The sequence below is a fragment of the Selenomonas ruminantium subsp. ruminantium ATCC 12561 genome (genome assembly GCF_000424065.1).
GTDB classification, from domain to species: domain Bacteria; phylum Bacillota; class Negativicutes; order Selenomonadales; family Selenomonadaceae; genus Selenomonas_A; species Selenomonas_A ruminantium.
Genome location: NZ_KE384126.1, coordinates 72,256 through 97,370 on the forward strand (window position 1 = coordinate 72,256; position 25,115 = coordinate 97,370).

At 48.3% G+C, this 25,115-nt stretch carries 18 protein-coding genes; 15 read left to right on the forward strand and 3 right to left on the reverse strand.

The features are described from left to right. The first annotated feature begins 14 nt into the window (after positions 1-14). From mtaB to G598_RS18810, 8 genes are all read left to right on the forward strand, one after another. Positions 15-1,313 (forward strand): tRNA (N(6)-L-threonylcarbamoyladenosine(37)-C(2))-methylthiotransferase MtaB, encoded by a 1,299-nt coding sequence (gene mtaB, locus G598_RS0115330; RefSeq protein WP_026767658.1) that lies wholly within the window; start codon positions 15-17, stop codon positions 1,311-1,313. A gap of 992 nt (positions 1,314-2,305) precedes the next feature. Next, positions 2,306-3,169 (forward strand): dTDP-4-dehydrorhamnose reductase, encoded by an 864-nt coding sequence (gene rfbD, locus G598_RS0115335; RefSeq protein WP_026767659.1) that lies wholly within the window; start codon positions 2,306-2,308, stop codon positions 3,167-3,169. A 233-nt stretch (positions 3,170-3,402) separates the two neighbouring features. Then, positions 3,403-4,569: an efflux RND transporter periplasmic adaptor subunit gene (locus G598_RS0115340; protein ID WP_026767660.1), complete on the forward strand. Its 1,167-nt coding sequence runs from the start codon at positions 3,403-3,405 to the stop codon at positions 4,567-4,569. After that, positions 4,556-5,575, forward strand: coding sequence for an HlyD family efflux transporter periplasmic adaptor subunit (locus tag G598_RS0115345; protein WP_157833376.1), 1,020 nt, complete (start codon positions 4,556-4,558; stop codon positions 5,573-5,575). Before G598_RS0115340 ends, G598_RS0115345 begins: the two co-directional genes overlap by 14 nt. A gap of 50 nt (positions 5,576-5,625) precedes the next feature. Beyond that, positions 5,626-7,782, forward strand: a complete 2,157-nt coding sequence (locus G598_RS18250) for an NHLP family bacteriocin export ABC transporter peptidase/permease/ATPase subunit (protein WP_419185362.1) — start codon at positions 5,626-5,628, stop codon at positions 7,780-7,782. Positions 7,783-7,784: 2 nt separating this feature from the next. Further along, positions 7,785-10,556 (forward strand): NHLP bacteriocin export ABC transporter permease/ATPase subunit, encoded by a 2,772-nt coding sequence (locus G598_RS18255; protein WP_051180406.1) that lies wholly within the window; start codon positions 7,785-7,787, stop codon positions 10,554-10,556. Between the two features lie 6 nt (positions 10,557-10,562). Continuing rightward, positions 10,563-12,074 carry a TolC family protein gene (locus G598_RS0115360; protein WP_026767662.1) on the forward strand — a complete coding sequence of 504 codons (1,512 nt, stop codon included), beginning with the start codon at positions 10,563-10,565 and terminating at the stop codon, positions 12,072-12,074. Beyond that, positions 12,071-12,643 (forward strand): RNA polymerase sigma factor, encoded by a 573-nt coding sequence (locus G598_RS18810; protein ID WP_026767663.1) that lies wholly within the window; start codon positions 12,071-12,073, stop codon positions 12,641-12,643. The genes G598_RS0115360 and G598_RS18810 overlap by 4 nt, the downstream gene beginning before the upstream one ends. Before the next feature lie 87 nt (positions 12,644-12,730). Here the strand turns inward: G598_RS18810 and G598_RS0115370 are convergent, their stop codons facing one another. From G598_RS0115370 to G598_RS0115380, 3 genes are read right to left on the reverse strand one after another with little or no spacing between them, the layout of a single operon-like run. After that, positions 12,731-13,312, reverse strand: coding sequence for a lipid-binding SYLF domain-containing protein (locus G598_RS0115370; RefSeq protein ID WP_026767664.1), 582 nt, complete (start codon positions 13,310-13,312; stop codon positions 12,731-12,733). Positions 13,313-13,330: 18 nt separating this feature from the next. Further along, positions 13,331-16,528: an efflux RND transporter permease subunit gene (locus G598_RS18265; RefSeq protein ID WP_051180408.1), complete on the reverse strand. Its 3,198-nt coding sequence runs from the start codon at positions 16,526-16,528 to the stop codon at positions 13,331-13,333. A 13-nt stretch (positions 16,529-16,541) separates the two neighbouring features. Then, positions 16,542-17,732 carry an efflux RND transporter periplasmic adaptor subunit gene (locus tag G598_RS0115380; RefSeq protein ID WP_051180410.1) on the reverse strand — a complete coding sequence of 397 codons (1,191 nt, stop codon included), beginning with the start codon at positions 17,730-17,732 and terminating at the stop codon, positions 16,542-16,544. A gap of 216 nt (positions 17,733-17,948) precedes the next feature. On the opposite strand from G598_RS0115380, the gene G598_RS0115385 reads away from it, so the two are divergent. The 7 genes from G598_RS0115385 to G598_RS0115415 all read left to right on the forward strand — a co-directional run bounded on the left by G598_RS0115385 (position 17,949) and on the right by G598_RS0115415 (position 25,112). Further along, positions 17,949-18,188, forward strand: a complete 240-nt coding sequence (locus tag G598_RS0115385; RefSeq protein ID WP_026767666.1) for a hypothetical protein — start codon at positions 17,949-17,951, stop codon at positions 18,186-18,188. Between the two features lie 2 nt (positions 18,189-18,190). Beyond that, on the forward strand, positions 18,191-18,529 hold the full coding sequence (locus G598_RS0115390; protein ID WP_026767667.1) for a hypothetical protein: 339 nt from the start codon (positions 18,191-18,193) through the stop codon (positions 18,527-18,529). Positions 18,530-18,612: 83 nt separating this feature from the next. Beyond that, positions 18,613-18,936 carry a hypothetical protein gene (locus tag G598_RS0115395; protein ID WP_026767668.1) on the forward strand — a complete coding sequence of 108 codons (324 nt, stop codon included), beginning with the start codon at positions 18,613-18,615 and terminating at the stop codon, positions 18,934-18,936. An 80-nt stretch (positions 18,937-19,016) separates the two neighbouring features. Continuing rightward, positions 19,017-19,649, forward strand: a complete 633-nt coding sequence (locus G598_RS0115400) for an IS607 family transposase (RefSeq protein WP_169534997.1) — start codon at positions 19,017-19,019, stop codon at positions 19,647-19,649. A gap of 10 nt (positions 19,650-19,659) precedes the next feature. Continuing rightward, positions 19,660-20,811, forward strand: a complete 1,152-nt coding sequence (locus G598_RS0115405) for an RNA-guided endonuclease InsQ/TnpB family protein (protein WP_245582834.1) — start codon at positions 19,660-19,662, stop codon at positions 20,809-20,811. A 147-nt stretch (positions 20,812-20,958) separates the two neighbouring features. Continuing rightward, entirely contained in the window at positions 20,959-21,318 is a 360-nt protein-coding gene (locus tag G598_RS0115410) for a hypothetical protein (protein WP_157833377.1), read from the forward strand. 107 nt (positions 21,319-21,425) lie between these two features. After that, a complete protein-coding gene (locus G598_RS0115415) occupies positions 21,426-25,112 on the forward strand; it encodes an autotransporter outer membrane beta-barrel domain-containing protein (protein ID WP_026767672.1) in 3,687 nt (1,228 codons plus the stop codon). Positions 25,113-25,115: the final 3 nt, after the last annotated feature.

The window sequence follows — 25,115 nt, forward strand, 5'->3', positions numbered from 1 at the left end:
AAGGAAGAAGTATATTGCCAAAGGTGGCACTTACGACCTTGGGCTGCAAGGTCAATCAATTTGAAACGGAAACCATGGAAGGCCTGTTCAAGAAAAGCGGTTACGATATCGTGCCCTTTGAGGAAAAGGCGGACTTTTATGTAATCAATACCTGCTCGGTGACGAGCTTAGGAGACAGGAAATCCCGGCAGATTATCCGCCGGGCACAGCGTACCAACGATAAGGCAATCATTGCCGTATGCGGCTGCTATTCGCAGGTTCACCCGGAAGAAATCAAGGCCATTGAAGGTGTGCGGGTGGTCCTGGGCACGAAGGAACGCAGCAAGATTGTGGAATATGTGGAACAGGCGGCGCGCGAAGACGGTATCCTGGACGAAGTGGGCAATATCATGGAAGCTCATGAGTTCGAGGATATTCCCATCTACGATATGCCTCAGCGCACCCGTGCATTTTTGAAGATTGAGGACGGCTGTCAGAATTTCTGCTCCTACTGCATTATTCCTTATGCCCGCGGCCCGGTGAAGTCGCGGCATTTGGATAAGATTCACAGCGAAGCCAAGAAACTCGTGGAGGCCGGCTTTAAGGAAATCGTGCTGACGGGCATTCATCTGGGCGCTTATGGCAAGGACTTGGGCGGCGAAGTCACGCTGGCCGATGCCTGCCGGGAAGTGCTCAAGGTGGAGGGCTTAAAGCGCCTGCGCCTGGGCTCTTTGGAGTCCATTGAACTTTCACCGGATTTATTTGCGCTTATCCGCGAAGATGAGCGTTTCTGTGCGCATCTGCATCTGCCCTTGCAGGCAGGTTCCGATGAAGTGCTCAAGGACATGAACCGCCATTACGATACGGCAGAGTTTGGCCGCCTGATTGAGCAGGTGGAACGGGAAGTGCCGGGCGTGGCGGTATCCACGGATATTATCGTGGGCTTTCCGGGAGAAACGGAAGAACAGTTTGCTCGCGGACTGGAATTTGTGGAGAAGATGAACTTCTCCCGCATGCATGTGTTCCCCTATTCCAAGCGCAGCGGTACGCCCGCGGCGGAGCGCAAGGACCAGATTCAGGAGACGGTGAAAAAGGAACGTGCGCACCGTATGCAGGAACTGGCAGCCCGCAAGACCGAGGAGTTCCATAAGAGCTTTTTGGGCAAGAGCATGCGTGTGCTGTTTGAAACCAATACCGACGGTGTTACCGATGGACTCACAGATAATTATATCCGCGTTTATACGGACGATGAAGTGGTCTGCGGGGAGATTTATACCGTTGAGCTGCAGAAGCTGTATAAAGATGGTGTTTGGGGCAGAGTAACATCGCTGTGATAAGGCGCGCGGTGACCGGTAATACCTTTCCTTCGCTGAGACAGGCTTGTCAAACGCTGCGGAAAGGCATCATCGGTCACCGCGCTTAGTGCGTACATTACAAAGATATGTAAAGGACGCCCAGTGGCTGATAATACTTTTCCTCTGCTTATGCAGGTTTGCCTAACGCGACGGAAAAGCATTATCAGCCACCGGACTTAGTGCGTACGTTACAATGATATGTTAAGGCGCCCGTGGGAACTGGTAATATTTTCCTTCGCCATAGACAAGCTTGTCAAAAGCTACGGAAAACATCACCAGCTTCCACGGGCTTACTGCGTATAGTGGTGTGTCATATCCTGGTGTTAAGGTTAGGCTGGCAGTAAGGAGAGGAGGGGCGGCAATAGCTTTCGGCAGCGTTTGACAAGCTTGTCTAAGCAGACGAAAGTTATTGCCGCCCCTCCCCTCCGCCTTTTTTATGCGTAATGTTGTAAGAGTAAAGTTGTAAACCTTGCAGGAGTTTGGATATTTGTGTAGAATTATGTCTAACATTGAGAAAATTATTTTTTGATATAGTAAACAAATATAATCAAACTATTCAAAAATATTAAAAACAATGCTATAATAAACTTAGCGAACCTACGAGGACTGTACTTTAGAAAGGTTGAGCCAAGAAAAGAGCCTCATTTCTAAGCAAATGACGGAGACATCGCCTTTGGGCTCGTAAAAATGTACAAAGTTGGCGCAGGGAATCTCGCTCAGCGGCAAAAGCCGCCTACTTGAAATCAGCAAAACGACTTAAAGTATTCCTAAATAGCTTTTAGCCTATGGGATAGAGGGCGTAGTGCTACGTCCAGTTGTAGTAGTTGCTACGTAGACCGCTTGCTTGGTGAGGGCTTGCCCTTACTCGGTTTGTCGAGAGTAGTTAATGAGCAATAAAGTTTATTAAAAATTTTTAACATTATTTGTTAAGTTTGGTTATAAACATAGCATAAATGGAGAGGATGTTCTTAATGAAGGTGTTGGTCACTGGGGTGACGGGGCAGTTGGGTCATGACTGCGTCAATGAATTTAAGAGCCGGGGCATTGAGGTGCGCGGGGTATCGAGCAAGGATTTTTCCTTGACCGATAGTGCGGCGGTAGAAAAGTATATTAAGGAATATGCGCCGGATGTAGTGATGCATGGGGCGGCTTATACGGCGGTGGATAAGGCCGAGGATGAGCAGGAAAAGTGCATGGCGGTCAATGCGGAAGGCACGCGTTATATTGCTAAGGCCTGTGCTGAAATCGGTGCCAAGATGATTTATATCAGCACAGATTATGTTTTCCCCGGTGATGGTGAAGAACCTTATGAAGTAAATGCACCCAAAGGGCCGCGCAATGTTTACGGCAAGTCGAAGCTGCTCGGTGAGCAGGCGGTACAGGAACTGTTGGAAAAGTATTTCATTGTCCGCATTTCCTGGGTGTTTGGGATTAATGGCAAGAACTTTATTCGCACGATGTTAAATCTTGCCAAGACGCATAAGGAACTCACCGTGGTTGGTGATCAGATTGGTTCGCCGACTTATACCCGGGATTTGGCGATATTGCTGGCGGATATGGCCGAGACGGAAAAATATGGTGTCTATCATGCGACCAATGAAGGGTTCTGTTCCTGGGCAGAATTTGCTGCTGAGGTTTTCCGTCAGGCAGGCAAGGAGGTCACGGTAACGCCGGTGGATTCTTCGGCCTATCCGACCAAGGCCGTGCGGCCGAAAAATTCCCGCATGAGCAAGGCGGCACTCATAGAAGCCGGCTTTAAGCCAATGCCGCGTTGGCAGGATGCTGTCGGCAGATACCTGATTGAACTGCAAACGAAAGAGAATCTTTTGGCATAAGACTTAACTTCTGCCCTGTATATGGTTGTAAGGACTATATACAGGGCAGATTTTATTTGGCAGAATGGGAAAAAGGTAAAAGGTAAAAGGTAAAAGGTAAAATTACGCAAATAAAAGGAAATAATGCGAATTTGTCGAAAATATTTCATAAGGATTGTTTGGTTTGTCGATATTTTGCCATAGTTGTTTGCGTTGGGGAAATAAATCCGTATATTGAAGGGGCATTAAGGGCTATGAAAAAAATGTTTGGTCTGGCTGTGGTCATTATTCTATTGTTGGCGGCTGCCATTGTAGGGTGGGGAGCATGGCTCAATTACAGCGATGAAAATCAGATAGCAAATCGTATGAACAGCCGTGTCGTAGAACTGACTGCAGTCAGGGCAGTGCGGCGGGAATTTGCGCCAGTCATTCCCTTAGATGCTGTACGTTTTAGCAGCGACAATATGACTGATGCCGTAGCTCTGACTGAAGGACGGATTCTGCGTTGGTATGTGGGGAAAAATGATGCTGTGCATGAAGGTGATGTGCTCGCGGAAATGGTAAATGAAAGTGTTCCGCTAAAAATTCAACAGGCAGAAAGTGCTATCAGCCGGGCAGAAGCCGTATTGGCTCAGGCTTACAATAGTTATCAGCGACAGGAGCGCTTGCTGGCAAGACGTGCTACGTCAAAGGAAAAATACGAGGAAGCTGAGGCTCAGTATCTGGCGGCACAGAGCTCACTTAGGGAGGCGCAGGTTCAGCGTGATCAATATTTGGTACAGCAGAGCTGGCTTTCGGTAAAGGCGCCTTTAGATGGCTCGGTGCTCATCATTTACCAGCGGGAAGGTGCGCATGTGCAGGCTGGTACGCCGATAGTGCTGGTGGGGGATTTTTCCTGGCTGCGGTTTTCGTTGAACATGGCCGATGTGAATGCCCGGCATTTGCAGGTGGGCCAGTCAAGCTTTTTGCGTTTCCCCGACCGCAAGCTGGCGGTTAAGGCTTATGATACGGATTTTGGTGCAGGCAACAAAGAGAACAGTATGGAGATAAGGGCGGTTCTCAAGGAAATTGTACCACCGCTGTCAGAACCTGCCGATATCCGGCGGACGGTTTGGGAAGTGGATAACCGTACCAAAATTCTCGAACCGATGACGTATAATGGTGTTACCATGCGAATGGGGGATTCCTATGAGGCATTGACCCTGCCCCTGTCGGCTATGGTGGATAAATCTCGCAACAAGGTGTTTGTTGTCGATGAACAGAATATCATCCATGAGCGCACAGTGGAAACCGGCGCAGTGGCGGACAAGTATATTGAGATACTCTCCGGGATTAGTGAAGGAGAAGTGGTGGTAACAGGGAATTTTGAAGGCCTTGAGGATGGCATGCAGGTCGATATCGAGATAGGTGGTGAAGAATGAGATGGGGACGGAAGACAGAACCACGGAAGGCACAGCAGAACGCTGGAACCGGAAGGGACAAGAGATATTCAGCAAGGAAGCTCTGGATAAGATGCGCTCGCCGGAAAAATTGGATATGACGATGAGCATTACCACGCCTGTTGGCTGGATGGGGCTTATTGCCGTGGCTGTGATGGTTCTGGCAATAGTCGTATGGTCTGTTTTTGGCTCATTCACCGTCAAGGCGGATGGTATGGGGATGATTATGGATCCTTCCGGCGTGACCAAGGTCTATGCCTTGGCCGGAGGAACGATAGATGAACTATATGTACATTCTGGCGAAAAAGTGGAAAAGGGCGCCCTCATTGCCCATGTGCGTATGGCACAGGAAGATGCGGCTGCCCGTATGGCACAATATGCGCCGGAGCTCGCGGCAAGCTCTCGTGAGGCGGTGACGCGGGTTCATGAATTTGATTCCCGCCGTTATCAGAAGGAGTCTGCAGAATACATCTATTCGCCCTATGATGGGATAGTGGATGAAATTCTGGTAGGCGAAGGCAGTATTGTCAGCAGTGGTATGCCGATCATTCATGTGCGTATGGACGGAGGACGGGAAAATCTCAAGGGAATTTTATACATTCCCGTGGACAAGGGGAAGCGTGTGGTAAAGGGACAGACTATACAATTGGCGCCCAATGGTGTAGATGTTTCTCAGTCCGGGAGTCTGTTGGGGACGGTGCGTTCGGTTTCGCAGTATCCCGTGACGCCGCAGTCCATGCAGAAGGTTTTGGGGAATGAACAGCTGGCACAGTGGATTATTTCTTCCCAACAGAGTTCTGTGATGGAAGTCAATTTTGACTTGGTGCGTGACCCTGGTTCAGAATCTGGCTATCTTTGGACGTCCAGTGTAGGCAAACATAAACCGATTACCGCCGGCAGTTTTTGTACCGGCTCCATCATCATTGAACGGCAGCCCCCCATAGAAAAAGTCTTTTATAAATTGAGCCAGTGGCTGAGGGGAAGGTGAGCCGGGTGAAATTTCCTTTTTCCAATAAAAAACGGGTTAAGGTCCCCACAGTGCTGCAAATGGAGGCCACAGAATGCGGTGCAGCCTCTTTAGGCATGGTGTTGGCACATTATGGCCTTTGGATTCCTTTGGAGAAATTGCGTGCCGAATGCGGTGTAAACCGTGATGGTTCCAAAGCCAGCTGTGTGATACGGGCCGCGCGTAACCGTGGTTGTGAAGCCGATGGCTATCGCTGGTCAGCTGGTGAACTTTTGGAACTTGTGGAGGAAGATATTTTTCCTTTGATCATTCATTGGGAGTTTAATCATTTTGTGGTGCTGGAGGGCATTGAAAAAGGTAAGGCCTATTTGAATGATCCGGCGATGGGACGGCGCAGTGTACCTTGGGAGGAATTTCGCACATCCTATACCGGTGTAGCCCTGCATATTGAACCCGGACCAGGGTTTCAAAAGGCCGGTCATCGCTATAATGTGTTTAAAGATGTAGTGAAAAAGCTGTTGCATGATCGTGGGGCGCTGGTCTTTATCCTTATTCTGGAATTTTGCGCCATTATTCCGGGACTGGCAGGGCCGGTGATGAGTCAGATTTTTTTGGACGATATCCTGACGCGTAAGCATCCGGACTGGATGACGAATTTTTGTCTGGCGATGACGGTGTCCTTTATTATCTCGGGAATCATAACCTGGCTGCGGGCAGTGGTGTTGACCCAGTGGCAGAGAAGGCTTACTTTGGCGGATAGTTCCAGTTATTTCTGGCATCTTCTGAAGCTTCCTATGCAGTTTTTTCATCAGCGCTATGCCGCAGAGGTAGCAGGGCGCGTAGGCTTTAATGAAGCCATTGCCGGAACCTTATCGGGGCCTGCTGCCACGGCTCTGCTGGATTTGTTTGTGGCGGTATTTTATTTATTGCTGCTCCTGCAGTATAATGTCGCTCTTACGATTATCGGCGTGGCCTTCAGTTCGGTGGAAATCGTCCTGTTCTTTGCTATGCGGCGGCATCTTACGGATCTCAATATGCGGATACAGCAGGATGCAGGCAAGGCTTATGGCGTGGCCATGAATGGTCTGCGGATGATTGAGACGATAAAGGCCAGTGGCGATGAAGCGGATTTCTTTACCAAGTGGTCCGGCTATCAGACCAAGGTGCTTATGGGTTCACAGGAAACGGCCCTATGGGCCATGTCGGTAAAACTTCTGCCCACACTTTTGGCGGGGATTAATGGGGCACTCATTATGACCGTAGGTGGCTTTTCCATTATGGAAGGCGCTATGACTGCCGGTATGTTTATGGCGTTTCAGCATTTAATGGGAAGTTTTCAGGCGCCGGTGAATGCCTTGGTCGGTTTGGGGGCCACGCTGCAGACAACGGAAATGCAGATGCAGCGCTTAAATGACGTGCGTGCCTATGAAGTGGACAGCTTAAACTTTCCGCAGAAAGAGGCAAATGCATCTGTGGAAAGTCTGGCGGGAGATTTGCAGTTAAAGGATGTCAGTTTTGGTTATAGTCCGCTGGAAAAACCATTGCTGGAGCATTTTGATCTGCATGCCAGACCCGGGCGCTGGGTGGCTGTCGTTGGTGCTTCAGGCAGCGGCAAGAGTACGCTGGCTAAAATTGTTACCGGGCTTTATGAGGAATGGAGCGGAGAGGTTCTCTTTGACGGAATTCCCCGCAGGAATATTTCCCGTAAGATGATTACCACTTCGCTGGCTTCGGTGGATCAGGATATTTTTCTGATTTCGGGAACCGTGGCGGAAAATATAGCCCTTTTTGACCATACGGTACGGCGCAGTGATATTGTGGAAGCGGCCAAAGATGCTTGCATTCATGAGGATATTTTAAAGCTCAGTAACGCCTATGAAACATTGGTACAGGAAGGCGGCATGAATTTTTCGGGCGGGCAGCGGCAAAGGCTGGAAATTGCCCGGGCCTTGGCGGTAAATCCTTCGCTGCTGATTTTGGACGAAGCGACATCTGCGCTTGACCCCATTACGGAGAAACAGGTGTTGGATAATATCCGTCATCGTGGCTGTACCTGCCTGATTGTGGCACATCGTCTTTCCACTATCCGGGATTGTGATGAAATCATCGTTTTGAACAGGGGCAGGATTGTCGAACGCGGCAAGCATCGGGATATGATTCAGCATGATGGGCCATACCGTCGGTTGATTGAAGAACGGGAACAGGAAGAAATGGAAAGTGTGAATTAGCGATGACAAGAAAACTCTTTGCCGGAGAGCGTTTCCTGCTGGAAGACGATACCGGTTTTTGGCAGGTCTTGTCCGGCTGTATAGAAGTATATGCGACCACGCAGAAGGGCGAGGAGATTTCCTTTCATCAGTGCTATCTGGTGGAAAAGAAAGCGGGCAGTGCGATTTTTCCGGCACTGGACGAATTCGGTGAAGTCAACATACAGGTTTATGCCGTGGAAGATGCAGAACTTGCTTTTGTAAAGTGGCAGGAATTCGAGCCGGACAAGCTGCGCTTTTTGATGGCAGAATGGTTTTATAGCCTGGTGCAGGTTCCCTGGGTCCGCCTGTTGGCAGACAAAGGCGATGACATGCTGCAGCTTTGGAAGAAAAAAAATATGCTCAATGGAGCGCAGACCAGTGAAGCGCTGTATGCAGCATTTATGCAACATGAAGGAATACTCGCCATGCTGGTGGGGGTGCGTTTCGGTGCGCAGGATAAGCGGCTGTCTCGCCAGATACGCATGCGGGAAAAGGCTAAGGTTTTGCTGGTCGAAAATGGCATTCGCGGGTTGCTGGGGGAAGAACCGTTGTATGTTAGCGGTAGTGATGCCAGCCAGCATAGTGCGCTGCTGAAGCAGGCTGTATTTGCTGTACGCCGGGCGGCGGCAGCACTTTCCATGCCGCAGGAAGCTATTGCGCTGGAGGAAGAAAGCAGCCGGAATTTGGATGAAGTAAATCTTTTGCGCAGGCTGATGCAAAAGGGCAATATGCAAATGCGGCTGGTAACGCTGTCAGATGACTGGCATAAGAAAGATACTGGCGTGCTTTTGGGCTTTTATACAGGGGCGCAGGGCAAGGAAATCGCGGCTTTGATTCCAGATAAACCGGGAAATTACCGTGTTTTCCTGAGTACGTACCCAGAGGGAATGGTCTTGACGGAGGAACGGGCAGCGCATATTGGCAAAGATGCGTTTCAATGCTATGCGGGATTTCCGGCCCGTGCCTTGAAGCTTTGGGATTTAATCAAGTTCATGTTTCGCCAGTGCTGGCTGGCCGATTATCGTACAATACTGGTTTGCAGTCTGTTTGCCGGTTTGATTCCTTTGGCGACGCCGATAATTACGGAAACGATTTTTCAGGATATTATTCCCATTTTGGACAGACAGGGCTTAGCAACAGTAACGCAGGCCTTGATGGTGACCAGCTTTACTACGGCAGCACTTTCGATTGTACGTTCGATTGCAATACTGCGCATCTCCACCCGTATTGAGAATGCTGCCGAAGCTGCTATGTGGGGGCGGTTGATGAGCCTGCCCACAAAGTTCTTCCGCCGCTTTACTGTGGGAGAACTGGCCAGCCGCATGGGGGGCATCGGCATTGCCAAGAATTTGGCTTCCGGTGAATTTGCCAGCTCGATTTTGTCTTTTATTTTCTCCTTCTGGAGTATCTTTTTGATGTGCTATTACAGCATGAAACTTACGGCGGCGGCTATTGTGGTCTGGTTGGTCTATTCGTTGTTCGTGGCGGTCGTTCTACGGCGGGTGCTGTTCTTGCAGCGCAAAATCATTGAAGCGGGCAATAAGTCGGCAGGGACGGTACAGCAGATATTTGCTGGGCTTTCTAAGTTCCGGGTACAGGGAGCGGAGGAGCAGGCCTATAATCTCTGGTCGCGCACGTTTGGTGAGCATTGGAATTGGGTGCTGAAACTGCGCTGGCAGAACAACTATACCTCCATCATATCCAGTATTCAGCCGTTCGTTTTAACGTTGATTCTGTATTGGATTGCCGTTTATGGTATGAATGAAGTGGCCCCAGATGGGAAAACGGTAAAGACAGGGATTGGCTATGCGCAATTCATTGCATTTAATGCCGCGTATTCCAGCTTTAATGGGGTTATGGGGGGCGTTATCGGCCTGATGAGTCAGTATTTTGCCATTCAGCCGCAACTGGAAAATCTGCGCCCCATATTGGAGGCCGTACCAGAAACCACTGAGGACAAACAGGAGGCCGGTCAGCTCTCCGGTGCTATTGAGGTGAGTCATCTGTCCTTTGCTTATAATCGGATGGTTCCGGATAAGAATGGCAGCATGACGGAGGTTGAGGGGGAGGAGGTACTCAAAGATGTGAGCTTTTCCATTGCTGCCGGGGAAAATGTGGCGATTGTGGGCAAATCCGGCAGCGGCAAGAGTACGCTGGTGCGTCTGCTGTTGGGCTTTGAGACGCCCAAGCGGGGCAGTATTTCCTTTGACGGTCAGGATTTGGCTGAACTTGCCCTGCCGTCGGTACGCTCCCAAATGGGCGTTGTACTGCAAAATGGGCAGTTGATGACGGGGGATATTTATACGAATATCGTGGGCACCAGAATGCTCACGCAGGATGCGGCCTGGGCGGCGGCTGAGGCCGCCGGGATTGCTGAAGATATCGCACAGATGCCCATGGGCATGCAGACGGTTATCAGCGAGGGCAGCTCCAATATCTCCGGCGGTCAGCGCCAGCGCATTCTGATTGCGCGGGCACTGGCCGGGAAACCGGCAATTCTTATCTTTGATGAAGCGACCAGTGCTTTGGACAATCGCTCACAGGCCATTGTTACCCGCAGTCTGGAAAAACTCAAATCCACCCGTATCGTGGTAGCTCACCGGCTCTCGACCATTCGTCAGTGTGACCGGATTATCGTCATGGAGGACGGACGTATTGCCGAGATGGGCAGTTTTGCTGAACTGGTGGCCAAACGAGGTCTTTTTGCGGATTTGGTTAAACGGCAGGTAACCGGAATCCACTCAGAAAGGTGATACCCAATGAAACTCTATACGTTGAACAAGAATTTATTTTTAGCCAGTATCATAAGCTGCACCGTTATTTTTTCGGCAAAGGTCTGTGGGGCAGAAGAACTATCCTCCATACACCTTACTTTGGCTGAGAGCATTCGCATGGCACTGGATAGCGATGAAGGCATTGAATCAGCTGATGCCCGGCGGGAGGCGGCTGTTCATAATCTGCGGGCGGCAAGACGCAGCAAGGGGCCGGTGGTCAGCTGGAATGCGCAGGCCTCGCGGATTGGCGGCAGGAACTACCAGTCGGCAAATGATGCTCATGACCTTTATGGCAATCCGCATGCAGGCAGTTTAAGACCTGTATATATTTCAGATAGTGGCTATCCGATTTTGGGAAGCCCGATAACCGTAGGTTCTTATCCTTACCGCAATACTTTTGCCAACAGCTGGAGCCTTACTGTGCCCCTTTATACTGGCGGGCAGCTGGAGGGGCAGATTGCTGCGGGACGTTATCAGTTGAACCGTGCTGACCTCAATCTGGAAAACAGCCGTCAATCCGTGCGCTATGCGGCCGCTGAAGGCTATGCCAATCTCATTCATTTGGAAAACCTGGCGCAGGTGGCCCGTGAAGCGGTCGAGATGGGCAAGACCCAGTTGAACCTCATTCAGGCGCAGTTTGAGGAAGGGGCGGTAGCAGAAGCCGACCTGCTCATGATGAAGGTAAACATTGCCAATGACCATCAAAATCTGGTAAATGCAGAAAAGTCGGTGGAAGTGGCAAAATCTACTTTGGCCAGCATTGTGGGCCTGCCGCAGGATACCAATATTGAGCCTTTGGACGTTTTTACCTATGAACCGTATGACAAGGATTTGGCAGACTGCGAGGCCTATGCGCAGCAACACCGTCCCGATGGTTTGGCGGCGGAATACGATATCAAGGCTGCCCAGGCGCAGAAAAATGCAGCGAAGGCCGGTTATCGTCCCAGGGTATCAGCGGTGGCTAGTCAGAACATTGCCAGCAATGCCCCTTTTCGCAGTGAGCGCAGTAATGCCTGGGAGGCGGGGGTGAATATCTCGTGGAATATCTTTGATAACGGGGTTACGGCAGAAAATGTCCAGCAGGCGGAAGCCACTATCCATGCCTATGAAGCCGAAGCACGGCGGGTAAAAAAAGCAATTCAGCTGGAAACACGTACGGCGTTTCTCAATATGAAGGCAGCAGAGCAGAACATTCATGAAACGGAGGCTGCGGTCAAACAGGCTGAGGACAGCTATATCATTGCGCAGGTGCGCTATGAAGAAGGGGTAGATGTGCTTTTGGGACTTACCAATGCACAGGAGAAACTGACCAGAGCTAAGTCCAACTATATGACGGCTCTCTATCAGTACAATCTCAGCCGGGCAGCTTTGGAAAAGGCCATGGGAGTGCCGATAGGCTTTGATGCCCTGCAATACAGTCAGGCAGAGAAAAAAGGAGCTTCAGCAGAACAGGCTTTAAAAGCAGCTAAGCTAGGAGAGGAGGAGCCTGACCCATGAATGGCATGATGAATGGAAAAAAGCCGATGGACTATTGGGGGCAGATGGCGGTACGGGCTGCTTATGATGAACAGGCGTTTACGGAACTTTACGGATATTTTTTTCCGCGGGTCTATCAATTTTTGTTAAAGAAAACGCAGGACAGTCATCTGGCCGATGAACTGGTGGAGACCGCTTTTATTCGTATGTATCAGCACTTGTCTCAATATGACCCGGAAAAAGGTGCTTTTTCGACCTGGCTGTTCCGCATTGCGCAGAATGTTCTGAACAAACATTATGGCAGCAAGGCAGTGACCATGCATCTGCCTTGGGAAGAAAATTTTGACCCCGCTGCCCCCGATAGAGAAATTCCGGAGAAACAAGCACTTAGCAAAGAGCGCAGCATGGAACTGTATGCTGCACTGCAAAAACTGCCGGAGCGACAGCGGCAGATACTGGAAATGACCTATTGGCTGGATATGAAGTCAAATGAAATAGCGGAGCAATTGGGCATGGCACCCAGTTCCGTTCGGGTATCGCTGAAACAGTCCAGAGAAAAACTCAGGGAGTTGTTGGCAGAACGTGTGTAAAAAAAATTAGCCGTAAGAATCCATGTGCTGAGAGGGCATAGGAAAAATGGGGTGTGACGAATATATCACACCCCATTTTTTAGGTTGTCAGCGTTGGTTCAGTTTTTTATCGGCGTAGATTTTGGTTCCTTTGATCGAAGCGTCTAAAGCCAGGCCTTTTTTCGTTATCTGGTATACCCAGACGCCATTGGCGGCAATGGAGGCACCTTCGACGGCACCGCCTGCCTGGCCGTCACTGGCCGAGGCTTCCGCCGAACTGGCAAATTTGATATCACCGGAGATAAAGGAGTTCCAGGCTTTTTCTGTGCCAATGACGAAAATCAAATCGTATTCCTTTACCCCAAGGCCCAGGCCAATGCCCATTTCTTTCATGCGCATGTAGACCTTTTCACCGGTGGCATTGTTGATTGCCAGGCCTCGGCCGTGCGCGTCACCGAACAAACCGAGTTTTATGCCCGTATTGCTCAGTGTGGCATAGGCATAGCAGTTTTTGATGACATTTTGTGCGGAGGGAACCTTGTCGTACAACCTTTGCAGCGCCTGAGTTGACAGGGTGTCGATTTCGGCCCGCTGTTTATTGATTTTTTCCGGACTGGTGGCTGCAAAGACGGTGGCCGTCATCAGGCAGAACAAAAGTGTGGTCATCAGCAGGGTAAGCCATTTTTTCATCTGTATTCACCTCGTTTATCATGATTCTTTTACGGGTGTGTCAAGCTGCGGCGTGGTATCTGCCTTTTTGCCTGCAAGTTTCATCGCAACCCAAACGACAATAACGTAGAGTACCGGAATCAGGAAAATCCCCAGACAGGTGGCAAAGAGCATGCCGCCGACAACGGCTGTGCCCATGCTGTTTCTGGCAGCTGCACCGGCACCGTGTGCCATGGCCAGCGGCAGACAGCCGATGATAAAGGCCAGCGAGGTCATAATAATGGGGCGCAAACGCAACCCTGCGGCTTCAATCGCCGCTTTTACCGGCTCCATGCCATGATCCACACGGACTTTGGCAAATTCCACGATAAGGATGGCGTTTTTGGCCGCCAGCCCCATAATCATGATGACACCAATCTGCATATAGACCGTGTTCTGCAAACCGGGGTTGAAATGCCCAAAGCTGAGTTCGAGCATCAAAAGCGCGTACTGCACAAAGAAGGCTCCAAAAAGTCCCGTGGGTATCGTGAGGAGTACCGCAAAGGGAACGCTCCAGCTTTCATAGAGGGCCGCCAGGCAAAGGAAGACGAACACCAGCGAGAGGGCCATAACCTGACCGGTGGAGCTGGCAGATTTCTTTTCCTCGCGGCTCTGTCCCGACCATTCGATATTGAAGCCTGCCGGTGCTGTCTGCCGTACTACTTCTTCCATGGCGGCAATGGCCTGTCCGGAGCTGTAACCGTCACCGACACTTCCCTGAATGCTGATGCTGCGTGTGCCGTTGAAACGGGAGATGATGGATGTAGACGTAGAAAGTTTCGGCGTGAGCAGACTGTCCAGAGGAACCATATTGCCCTCGCGGTTACGCACATAATTGAACTTCAAGGCTTCCTTTTCACTGCGATACTGGGCATCCGACTGCATGATAACCTTGTAGTTGCGTCCGAACTGCATGAAGTCATTTATCTGACTGCCGCCGTAATTGACCTGCAGAGCCGTGAATACATCGGAGAGGTCTACGCCCAGCTGTTTTACTTTCTCACGGTTCACATCAAACTTACAGATGGGTGACTCGACAGAATACGTGGTATACACAGCGGCAAGTTCCGGACGCTTATTGGCTGCTGCCAAAAGCTCCTTGGTGATGGCATCCAGTTCCTTGTCCGTATGACCGGTCATATCCAGAAGTTCCATACTCCAGCCGCCCACCATGCCAAGACCGGGCAGGGACGGCGTCTGGAAGGCCATAAGCTGAGCCTCCGGATGTTTTGCCTGCAGTTCATTGGCCTTGTTGACAATGGAGAAAATGCTAAGGTCGGAAGTGGTCCGCTTACTCCAGGAATCAAGGCTGATAAAGAATGTACCGGCATTGGCCTTATTGCCGTTAGACAGTACATCATAGCCGGCAATTTTCATGACGTTCTTGACACCGGGAATCTCGCTGAACTCACCGCTCAGCGCATCCATGGTTTCCAAGGTGCGATTCAAAGAGGTGCCCTCCGGCATGGTAACCGAAGCGAGGAAATATCCCTGGTCTTCGTCCGGAACGAAGGTTGAGGGCAGCAGTTTGAAGCACAGCCCGGCGAGAACGCAGATTATCAGCAGAGAGGCCACACTGACCTTGGCATGGCCGATGAACCAGCTCACCTTTCCTACATAACGGTTTTGCGTGCGTTCAAACCAGTTGTTGAAGCCATCAAAGAAACGATCCAGAATGTTTTTCTTTTTATTGGGGTCATGGGGCTTCATCAACAATGCACATAACGCCGGAGTCAGCGTCAGGGCAATAAAAGCCGACAGCGCCATGGATACGGCAATGGTCAGGGCAAACTGGCGATAGAGTACGCCGGTTGTCCCGCCCAGGAAGGCGCAGGGAATAAATACTGCCGACAGGACAAAGGCAATGGCCACTACCGGCCCCTGCACTTCATCCATCGCGATTTCCGTTGCCTCCACCGGCCCTAAGCCGTCTTTTTTCATATGGGATTCCACATTTTCGATAACGACGATGGCATCATCAACCACCAGACCGATAGCCAGTACCATGGCAAAGAGCGTCAGGGTGTTGATACTGAAACCCAGCGCCACAAAGCTGGCAAAGGTGCCGATAAGGGATACGGGGATAGCCAGCACCGGAATAAGCGTGGCCCGCCAGCTCTGCAAAAAAAGGAACACGATGAGGATAACCAGCATCAGGGCTTCCTTAAAGGTATTGATTACTTCCGTGACGGATTCGTTGATATACTCCGTACTGTCGATAACGGGGATAAATACCAAATCATCGGGGAAGTTTTGCGCGGCTTCATCCAATACCTTTTTGACTTCACTGATGGTTTCCACGGCATTGGCATCATCCGTCAGCTTGACACCAAATCCGGCACAGGGAGCACCATTGGCATCGGCAACCATGTTCGTGGATTTGGCACCTGTTTCTATACGGGCAACATCCCGGAGAAATACATAGGAGCCATCCGGTTTGGCTTTTAAGATGACATTGCCAAATTCCTGCGGTGTGGTAAGGCGTCCCTGTACGCTGCCTGTATACTGCTTTTCCTGATTGGCCGGCACAGGCATCTGCCCGATAGTACCTGCCGGAGCCTGTACATTCTGCTCTTTAATGGCATCCTCAACATCTCCGACAGTCAGCCCTAAATCCGACAGGCGGTCAGGGTTAAGCCAGATACGCATGGCATAATCCGAGCCAAAGGTGCTGACATCACCTACGCCCTTAATGCGTTTGATGGCATCAATGATGTAGATGCTCGCATAATTCATGATAAAGGTGCGCTTAAATGTCCCGTTAGGCGAATAAAGCGCAAACATATAGGACATATCGCTGGATGCCTTTTTGGTCGTAACGCCCGCAGACTGAACATCAGAAGGCAGGCTGGACGTGGCAATGGCGACATTGTTCTGCACCAGCACCGAATCCATATCGCCGTTGGTGCCCAGGTCAAACTTTACATCCAGATTGTAAGTGCCGGTATCATCAGAGCTCGAACTCATATAGGCCATGCCCTGCGTGCCGTTGATCTGCTGCTCAATGACCTGAGCTACCGCCTGATTGATAACACTGGCGTTAGCTCCCGTATAGATGGTGCTCACATTGACCGTGGGCTGCGTAATCTGCGGATACTGGGCCACAGGCAGACTCAGACCGGAAAGTACCCCCAGAATGACGATGATAATAGAGATGACGATGGCGAAGATGGGACGATGAATAAAGAATCGTGACACTTTCCTCGCCTCCTTACGATTTATCCGTGATTTCCGTAGATTCAGTAGTGGAGAAACCCATTTCCTCAGGTGTTACCGTGGTGACCTCAATATCCTGTCCGGCCCGCAGCGTGGTCAAACCTTCCACGATGACAACATCTGTGGGGTCAAGTCCCTTTTCAATAATATAGTAGCTGCCTACTTTTTCGCCGAGTTTGACGTTTTTGGAGACGGATTTTCCGTCTGCACCTACGACCAGTACGAAGGATTCATCGAGCAGCTGCTGAACAGCGCGCTGGGGAACGAGCAGGGCATTGGTCGTCTTGACTCCGACGAGATGTACCTGCACAAACATGCCCGGCAGCAAAATGCCCTGGGGATTGGGGATGGTCGCCTTGATGGTCAGGGAACCTGCATTGGTGGACAGGGCTCTGTCGGCGGTAACGATGTTTCCTTCAAAGGGATATTCCTTGCCGTTGCTCAGGTTGATTTTAATCTTGGGCAGCGGCGTGTTATCATGGCGGATATCTTCGCCGGTTTCCATAGCCTCAGCCAGCAGATTGAGGTATTCGGTTTCACTGACACTGAACTGTACATCGACGGGGTCCATAGTGCCGACGGTTACCAGTTTGGTCGTACCGGCGGTTGCATACGTTCCCACGGCTACATCATCTACGGACACTCTGCCGCTCATCGGAGCATAAACGATGGTATCATCCAGATTTTCCTGTGCTTTCCGCACGGCGGCCTGAGTAGCGGCTACTGTTGCCTTATTGCCATCCACATCGGCACGTTTGTCGGTCAGAGTCTGTTCAGAAACAGCTCTGTCCTTCCACAGAACTTCGTATCTGCTCAGTTCCTCCTGGGCATGACGCAGGTTGGTTTCGGCCTTGCTGAGTTCCGCCTGGGCAGAAATCACTGCCGTTTCATATTGGCGGGAATCCAGCTTGTAAAGCGGCTGGCCGGCGTAAACATAATCGCCGCCGTTAAAGTATTTTTCCAGAACACTGCCCGAAACACGGGCATGTACCTGTACTTCTTCCTTGCCCTGCAAATGGCCGGGGTAGTTATAGGCCACCGGCGTATCCTGCTGCAATACCTTCATCGCCTTGACCTGTGCCTTGCCGGCCTGAGGTTCTTCCTGACTGCCGCAGCCGCCTAAGAAAAGACTGGTCAGCAGCGCTGCGGCAGCCAAAAAACTGCCGGTTTGTTTTCCTAAATACATATGATTATTCCCTCCCTTGATTTGTTGATATATCAATAATTCTGAATTTCAACAATAATAGTGTAAATCCTGCTGACAACGGTAATTTTTTTTGCGGTGAGGAGTCAAAAAAAATATCAAAAAATCTGTAACACTTTTCCAGCTTCGGGGATATAAAGGACAAAGGGAAATGGCCGAGGAGAGAAATCGTAACAATCGTGAAAGGAGTGATAGAGCATGACGGAAGAAAAATTGGAGCAGGAATTGGGTACCTTCGATTTTTCCCTTTGTCATTCCGTTCGGGAAAGTCTGCTGACTAAGCTGCTGACCATGCACCGCAAGGATAACGCAGCGCAGCAGAGCCATAAATGGGCTGCCGCCCGGTTGGACGAGGATGAGTTGGACTGGGTAGCTGCTGCAGGTACAGGCAGGATTCTGCAAAATTGTGAGGAACAATGGAAAGGAAAGGGTGACTAATCATGTCGATTAAAGAAAGCAAAAAAATGAATTTTGAGGAACTTGACGGGGTAGCTGGCGGCACGATTGTAGAGACGGTAGCTGACAGCGTAGAGCTTTACAAGCGCGGTCTTTTGAATAGTGAATATGACAGCTGCGCTACTGTTCGGAACAAGCTGCATGACTTGGGCTATGGCGGGTATGTAGATAATGGCGGCCTGGCTAAAGGCAACATCTACACCGATAAGGATGGCAACACCATCAGCCGCCAGCAGTTCTGGGCAAACTTTGATAAGGAGAACAATACGAAGATTATCCGTGGCAGTCAACTGGATCCATTAAAGGACGCTTTGGGATTGTAAGGCAGAAAAAGGAGTAAAGCCGGACTGTGGCGAAGAATGGAATAACAAACACGAACAGGCTGAAGCAGAGGGGAAGAGGCAAAATGGATGCAAAGTTAAAGGCAAAAGCAATGACGGATGACCAGCTGGACAACGTGGCAGGCGGTACCTATGACCAGAGCTGGGAAGTGGCACTAATGCTGAAAAAGGCTGGGGTAGAAGGAACGCTTAACGGGCTCGGCGGTGTGAATTTTGATGGAATGCGTAAAGCCATTTCGGACTTGGGCTTTGAGTCACATGACCATGGAGGATTCATCTTTGCCAAGGCAAACACCTACACGGAAAAGAGCACCGGGAAAGAGTTTACCCAAAAAGAGTTTGTTGATTTCCTGAAGCAGAAATTCCCCGGCTTGAAGGAGAAGTCTTAAGTAACTGATTTTATATACAAAAGTGTATATTAGTGATATAATGTGTTTATGGAGGATTACAAACCATGAATACATCAAATATCACGAATTATAAACCTAAAGAATTTGCCGAGCTACTTAATGTCACAGTTAAGACGCTTCAACGCTGGGACAGAGAAAGAACGCTTGTAGCAAACAGAACCCCGACTAATCGGAGATATTATACTTACGACCAGTATTTACAATTTAAGGGGATTGGAAAAGATGCAGATTTCCGCAAGATTGTAATTTACACTAGGGTATCAACCAGGAATCAAACTGATGATTTGGAGAATCAAGTTGATTTTTTACAAACTTATGTGAATGCCAAGGGCTTAATTGCTGACGAAATTATCCGTGATTATGGTAGTGGGTTAAACTATAATCGCAAGAAATGGAATCAACTGCTCGGCGAAGTCATGGAAAACAAAGTAAAAATGATACTGATATCTCACAAAGATAGGTTCGTCAGATTTGGTTTTGACTGGTTCGAGAAATTCTGTAACAAATTCAATGTTGAGATAGTAGTAGTAAAAAACGAAAAGTTATCACCGCAGGAAGAACTGGTACAGGATATTGTAAGTATACTTCATGTATTTTCTTGCAGGCTCTATGGCTTACAGAAATACAAAAAACAAATAGAAGGGGATGAGAATATTGCTAAAGGCGTTCAGAACGGAAATAGCCCCGACTAATGAACAGAAAATGAAAATTATCCGTTCTATAGGTGTAGCAAGGTTCCTGTATAACCAATACATAGCCTACAACCGCCATCTTTATAAGATGTATCAGCGTGGCATACTTGACGAAAAGCAGAAGCATTTTGTTACTGCCAATGATTTCGACAAGTACGTTAATCACAAGCTAAAAAAAGAACTGCCATGGATTGACCAGTGCGGTTCTAAGGCCCGTAAGAAAGCCTTGGTAAACGCTGAACAGGCATTTCGGCGGTTCTTCTCTGGCACATCTGGTTTTCCGAATTTCAAAAAGAAAGTCAATCAGGATGTGAAACTGTATTTTCCGAAGAATAATAAAGGCGACTGGACGATATGGCGGCAAAAACTAATGGTACCCACATTAAAACAAGTCAGGCTTAAAGAGTTTGGCTATTTGCCTGTGGGTGCTAAAGTCACCAATGGTACAGTATCTTATGTGGCTGGAAAGTTTTATGTTTCCGTTGTGGTGAATATTGACAAAAAATCCAAGTATAACAAGGATTTGGAAGCATCCTATCATAAAGTGACAGAGGGTGTAGGCATAGATTTAGGCGTGAAAGACCTTGCTATCGTCAGTGATGGCAAAGTATTCAAAAATATCAATAAGAGTTCAAAGGTCAAAAGACTGGAGAAACGGCTTCGGAGAGAGCAGAGGTGCCTTAGCCGTAAATATGAGTTTAGAAAAAAGAAAGGTGGTAAGACTGCTACTGCCTCTGCAAACATAGAAAAGCAAAAGTTAAAGGTACAGATACTTCATCAGCGTATAACAAGAATCCGAGAGGATTATGAAAACAAAACAGTTCACGAAATAGTGAAGCAAAAACCACGCTTCATCACAGTGGAAGATTTGAATGTTAAAGGCATGATGAAGAATCAACATCTGGCAAAAGCTGTAGCGGCGCAGAGATTCAACCACCTGTTAGCAAAACTAAAACGCAAGGCAGAAATAATAGGTATTGAATTTCGAGAAGTTGATATATTCTATCCAAGTTCTAAAACCTGTCATTCATGCGGACATATACACAAAGGTCTGAAACTCAAAGACAGAGTATATGTATGTCCCGAATGTGGTTATACGGCGGATAGAGATTACAATGCTTCGCTTAATTTGCGAGATGCTAAAGAATATCGGGTAGCTTAACAACATAAGTTCCGATATATGTACCGATGGCTAGTCGGGAATTTACGCCTTTGGAATGCTATACAAACGCTAGTAGCTTGTCCTTCGGGGTGGCGAGCGCGAGCACGATGAATAAGGAATATTTCTAAGACATATACACTTTTGTCTATGTTTTTAGTAGCAGTAAAAATAAGTACAGGAACTAAAGTAAGAAAGCAGGAAAGCAAAATGGCCAATAAGGATTTACTGAAAAATAAAATCATGGGTGACGCTGAACTGGACAACGTGGCAGGTGGTTCAGTAGCAAGAGACGCTGCTATGAGCCCCCAAAATAAAAAATTAAAAGGCTATGCTTCTATGGAGCAAAATGCAAACATACAGACCTTGCCGCAGATGAATCAGGAGGATATGCCCCTGCATAAAATCATCAATGGCACTACTGACAGTCAGCAGCCTGCGGACAAGATTCTTATTGATGGGCAGAAGCTGAATCCATCGGAACCCCAAAAGTATGGTTGTATTTGGTAATGGAAATTTTAGTCTGAAAATGAGCCCTGCTGGCGCTTGGAAAGCATCAGCAGGACTTTATTCCATATAACGGGGAAAGCAAAAGGGCGTTTCAAGGAGCGAAGACAATGAAAAAACTTTTATCAGCAAGGAAGAAAAAAGCAATCATCTATGCCGTGGCAGCAGGCATCTGTGTCAGCGGAACTGTCCTGCCGCAGCCTGCTGAGGCAGCCGAGCAGTTTGATATTGGTTGGGACGGCAAAACGCTTTTCAATGTCAAATATTACGGCGTGGGCGACTACAACGCAGCAAGAGCAAGTATTTTTAAAGGAAATGGTACTACAGCTCTCAATTATGATTTATCAAGCGACCTTAAAAGCGGCTTGAATAAGGCTTTCAAATGGTGGGCAGAAATTTTAGGACCCGGCGCAAATATTTCTCAACCTGCGCAATATTTTGTCGGAACTAATGATGACAGAAATGCCGGCGCAAATGCTATTCAATCCAAATACAATTTTGCAGACATTTTCCAGAGCGGGCAAATTGTTCCGCAATTTAATGATATTGATGACCTTGAGAATAACTTAGATAATGGTTATGCGTTAGGACAAATTATTATCGGGCAATATTTATCGCCTGATATATCAAATGACGGCAATTACGGTTGGATTAATACAGCGTATTATGCAAATCCTACGCCTGAAGCGATTATTGGAACGGATATTTCTGCTGTTATGTACCATGAAATCGGTCACAGTTTGGGAATAAGTGCCGACAAAAAAATTTTAGATGTTGTGTCCGGTAAAAATTATTGCGCAGGGGTTTTTAACAATTTTGGTGAAAAAAGTTTCACGGCGCATCTTTATAATCAATATGGACAACAACCTAAACCGGGGCAGGTAATTTTGTCATCTGAAGACGATATTTCTGCTTTCAATCAGTCGGCTCCGGATGGTGGAGAAAAATTAACTTCTGAAAAAACTTTTATAGTACCAAGCTCAAGTGATGCGAAAAAAGACGGAAAAATTTATCTTTATTTCGCGGGAGATAATGTTACTGAAGTTTTGGACGGAAAAACTTTTACGCGTGCCGACGGTCAACAAATCAGCGGTATTCCGATAAATTTATGGGATCCTATGGGATATAAGAATAATGAAATTGTTTATTATCCTGAATTTAGTCACACCGAATTGGCAAGAGGTATGATGAGCCACCAAAATTACAGAAGTTATGTAAATTTTATGGAGGCTGAATTGGCACTTTTGCAAGATATTGGCTACAACATTGACAGAAAAAATTTTTACGGACGTTCAATTTATAACGACGGCTTGACTTTGACGAACTATCAAGGATTTTCCAAGCGCGAAAACGGCGAATATGTTGACGGCTATAATAATTCAACTTTCGGAATCGGTTTGCATATTTACGGCTCGAATAACAATATCACGCAAGCAGGAGATATTTTTACAAACGGCGCAGGTGCAGTCGGTGTTCGCGTGGACGGCGTAAATAATACAATCACCGTTGCAAAAGATACAGAAATTCATGCGGACGGCAGTTATAACGACGGCGTTTTAATTGCTTACGGAAAAAATCACAATGTGAATATTGACGGAACAGTTACAGCGACAGGTGAAAGCGGAAATGCTTTGAGCTTTAATTTCGGTTCAAATTCTCTCGGCTCAGACTTTGAATATCGCGGTTCTTTTATGAGATATACAAGAGGTACTTTAAATAATGAAGTTGTAAAGGCTAAAAATCTTGGTTTGAATGAAATCAGTAGCGCAAATGATTTGTGGAGTTTTACAGATAAAGAAAACGGCGATTTAAACGCTCCAATGGTCAACACTGTAAATATTTCAGGAAAACTTGTTGCGGACTCCGAAAATGCAGGAAATGCAATTTATATTGATATGTCATCATTTGTTGACACGATTAACATAAATGACGGCGCAGAAATTACAGGCGGAATAACTTCTCAATGGAAACATTTCAGTCCTTATATTGGATTTTATGATTATGAAACGCCGTATACAGAAACTGACGCAAACGGCAAAACTACAAAATCTCTGGAAGGTTTGAAACTTCAATACAAGGGCGGCGAATATCTTTACACCAAATACATTCCCGACCTGGTGACGAAACTGAATTTCAACAATACGATGAAGTATGACGGCGATATTGACGGCATGGACAATATGAAAATAAACGTCAATGGAAATCTCGTTTACGGCGGTTCGGCAGATGTGGTTAATGTAACTTCGGCAAAAGACGCAGGCCTTTTCGGCGGAACATTTACGGTTAATGACATGAGCGCCAAAATGGCGGATGGATTCACGGACGACACAACGGGAAAATTTTACAATCATGGCACGATTGGTTCTGCGTACAGCGACAAATCCATGACGATTAACGGTGATTTGGTCTCTGACGGTACATTGAGCGGCTATGGCGGTGGTGAGCGCGGCGATATCGTGGTGAACGGCAACGCCAATGTGGAAGGTTCAACCGCTGTGGCGACCAATATGTTGCCGGATGAAAAGATGACTGTTCTGACGGCGAACAATATTACAGGCGAATTGAAAAACTCTGCAACGTATACACCCGTTTCCGGGATGATGAGCGCGGCAGGCGAAATTTCTGGCAAGCAAATTTCGGTTACGGCAAAAGCGGAAAACAATCTGGGCGCCTTGACGGCTGAACAAACACAGACGTTCAATGCCTTGAATAATATGAATGCAAATCTGCAAGGCGACAGCCGGAAAGCCGAATTGCGGACGGTTTACAATCTGGATGCCGAAAAGGCCCGCCAGGCGCTCGACCAAATCGGCAATACGGATGCAGCGCAGCTGATGAGCGCGGCGCAAAATAGTAGCGTTGTCAATCGCGTGCTGGCCGACAGACAAGCAGCCGCTTTTTCCGTGCGGGATGTTGATTTGCAAATCCCGGTAAACAATTTAGCTGATGCGGACAACGAAAATAATTTGACCGTGCCGGTGAAGGCGAAGCTCCCCGTGCAGGCAGATAACAATACTTGGCTGAAATTTACGAAAAACTGGGGCGACTTGAAGGGCGGCGCGGATTATCACGGGCAGGCAATTTCCGGCGGTTATGATAAAGCAGTCAGCGACAACTGGCGCACGGGCTTTTTTGTGAGCTATAATGCGACGAGCCTGGGGGCAAAAAATGCCGGCGGCAATATTTATGATACCCGCTTTGGTGTTTATGGCTGTTATCATCGAAATGCTGATGATGCCTTTATCTATCTTGATGGTGGCAAAATTCGCAACAAACTGCGCAGAAATCTGTCCTCCATTGGCTTGGGAGCTGAGGCAAAATATGATGCCAATATCGTTGAAATTGGTGGCGAATACAAGCATAATTTGCAGCCGGAACGGATTTGGCACGTTTCGCCGTACATCAATCTCCAGTATTCCAGCATGAAGCAGGATGCGTATGCCGAAACAGGCGCAGGAATTTATAATCAGCATGTAGAGGCAAAACGCAATAACTATTTTGCCGGTCAGCTGGGCGTGGAGTTCAAACGGCAATTCCTGCATGGACATTATGCGGCAAGACTGGGCGTAAAACATGCGTTCACAGGCGCAGACCCAGAGCTGAATTTCAGCTATGAGGGTGATGCCAATCATGCTTACACCTTGCAGAACAATCAGGATAAAACGCATCTGGTGCTGTCGCTGGGCGGCGAGAATGAATTTGCCAAGGGCTGGATACTCGGCGGTGATGTTCAGCTGCAAAAGGGCAGCCACGACAAGGATGTTTCTGCCTCGGTCATGCTGAGAAAGGTTTGGTAATTG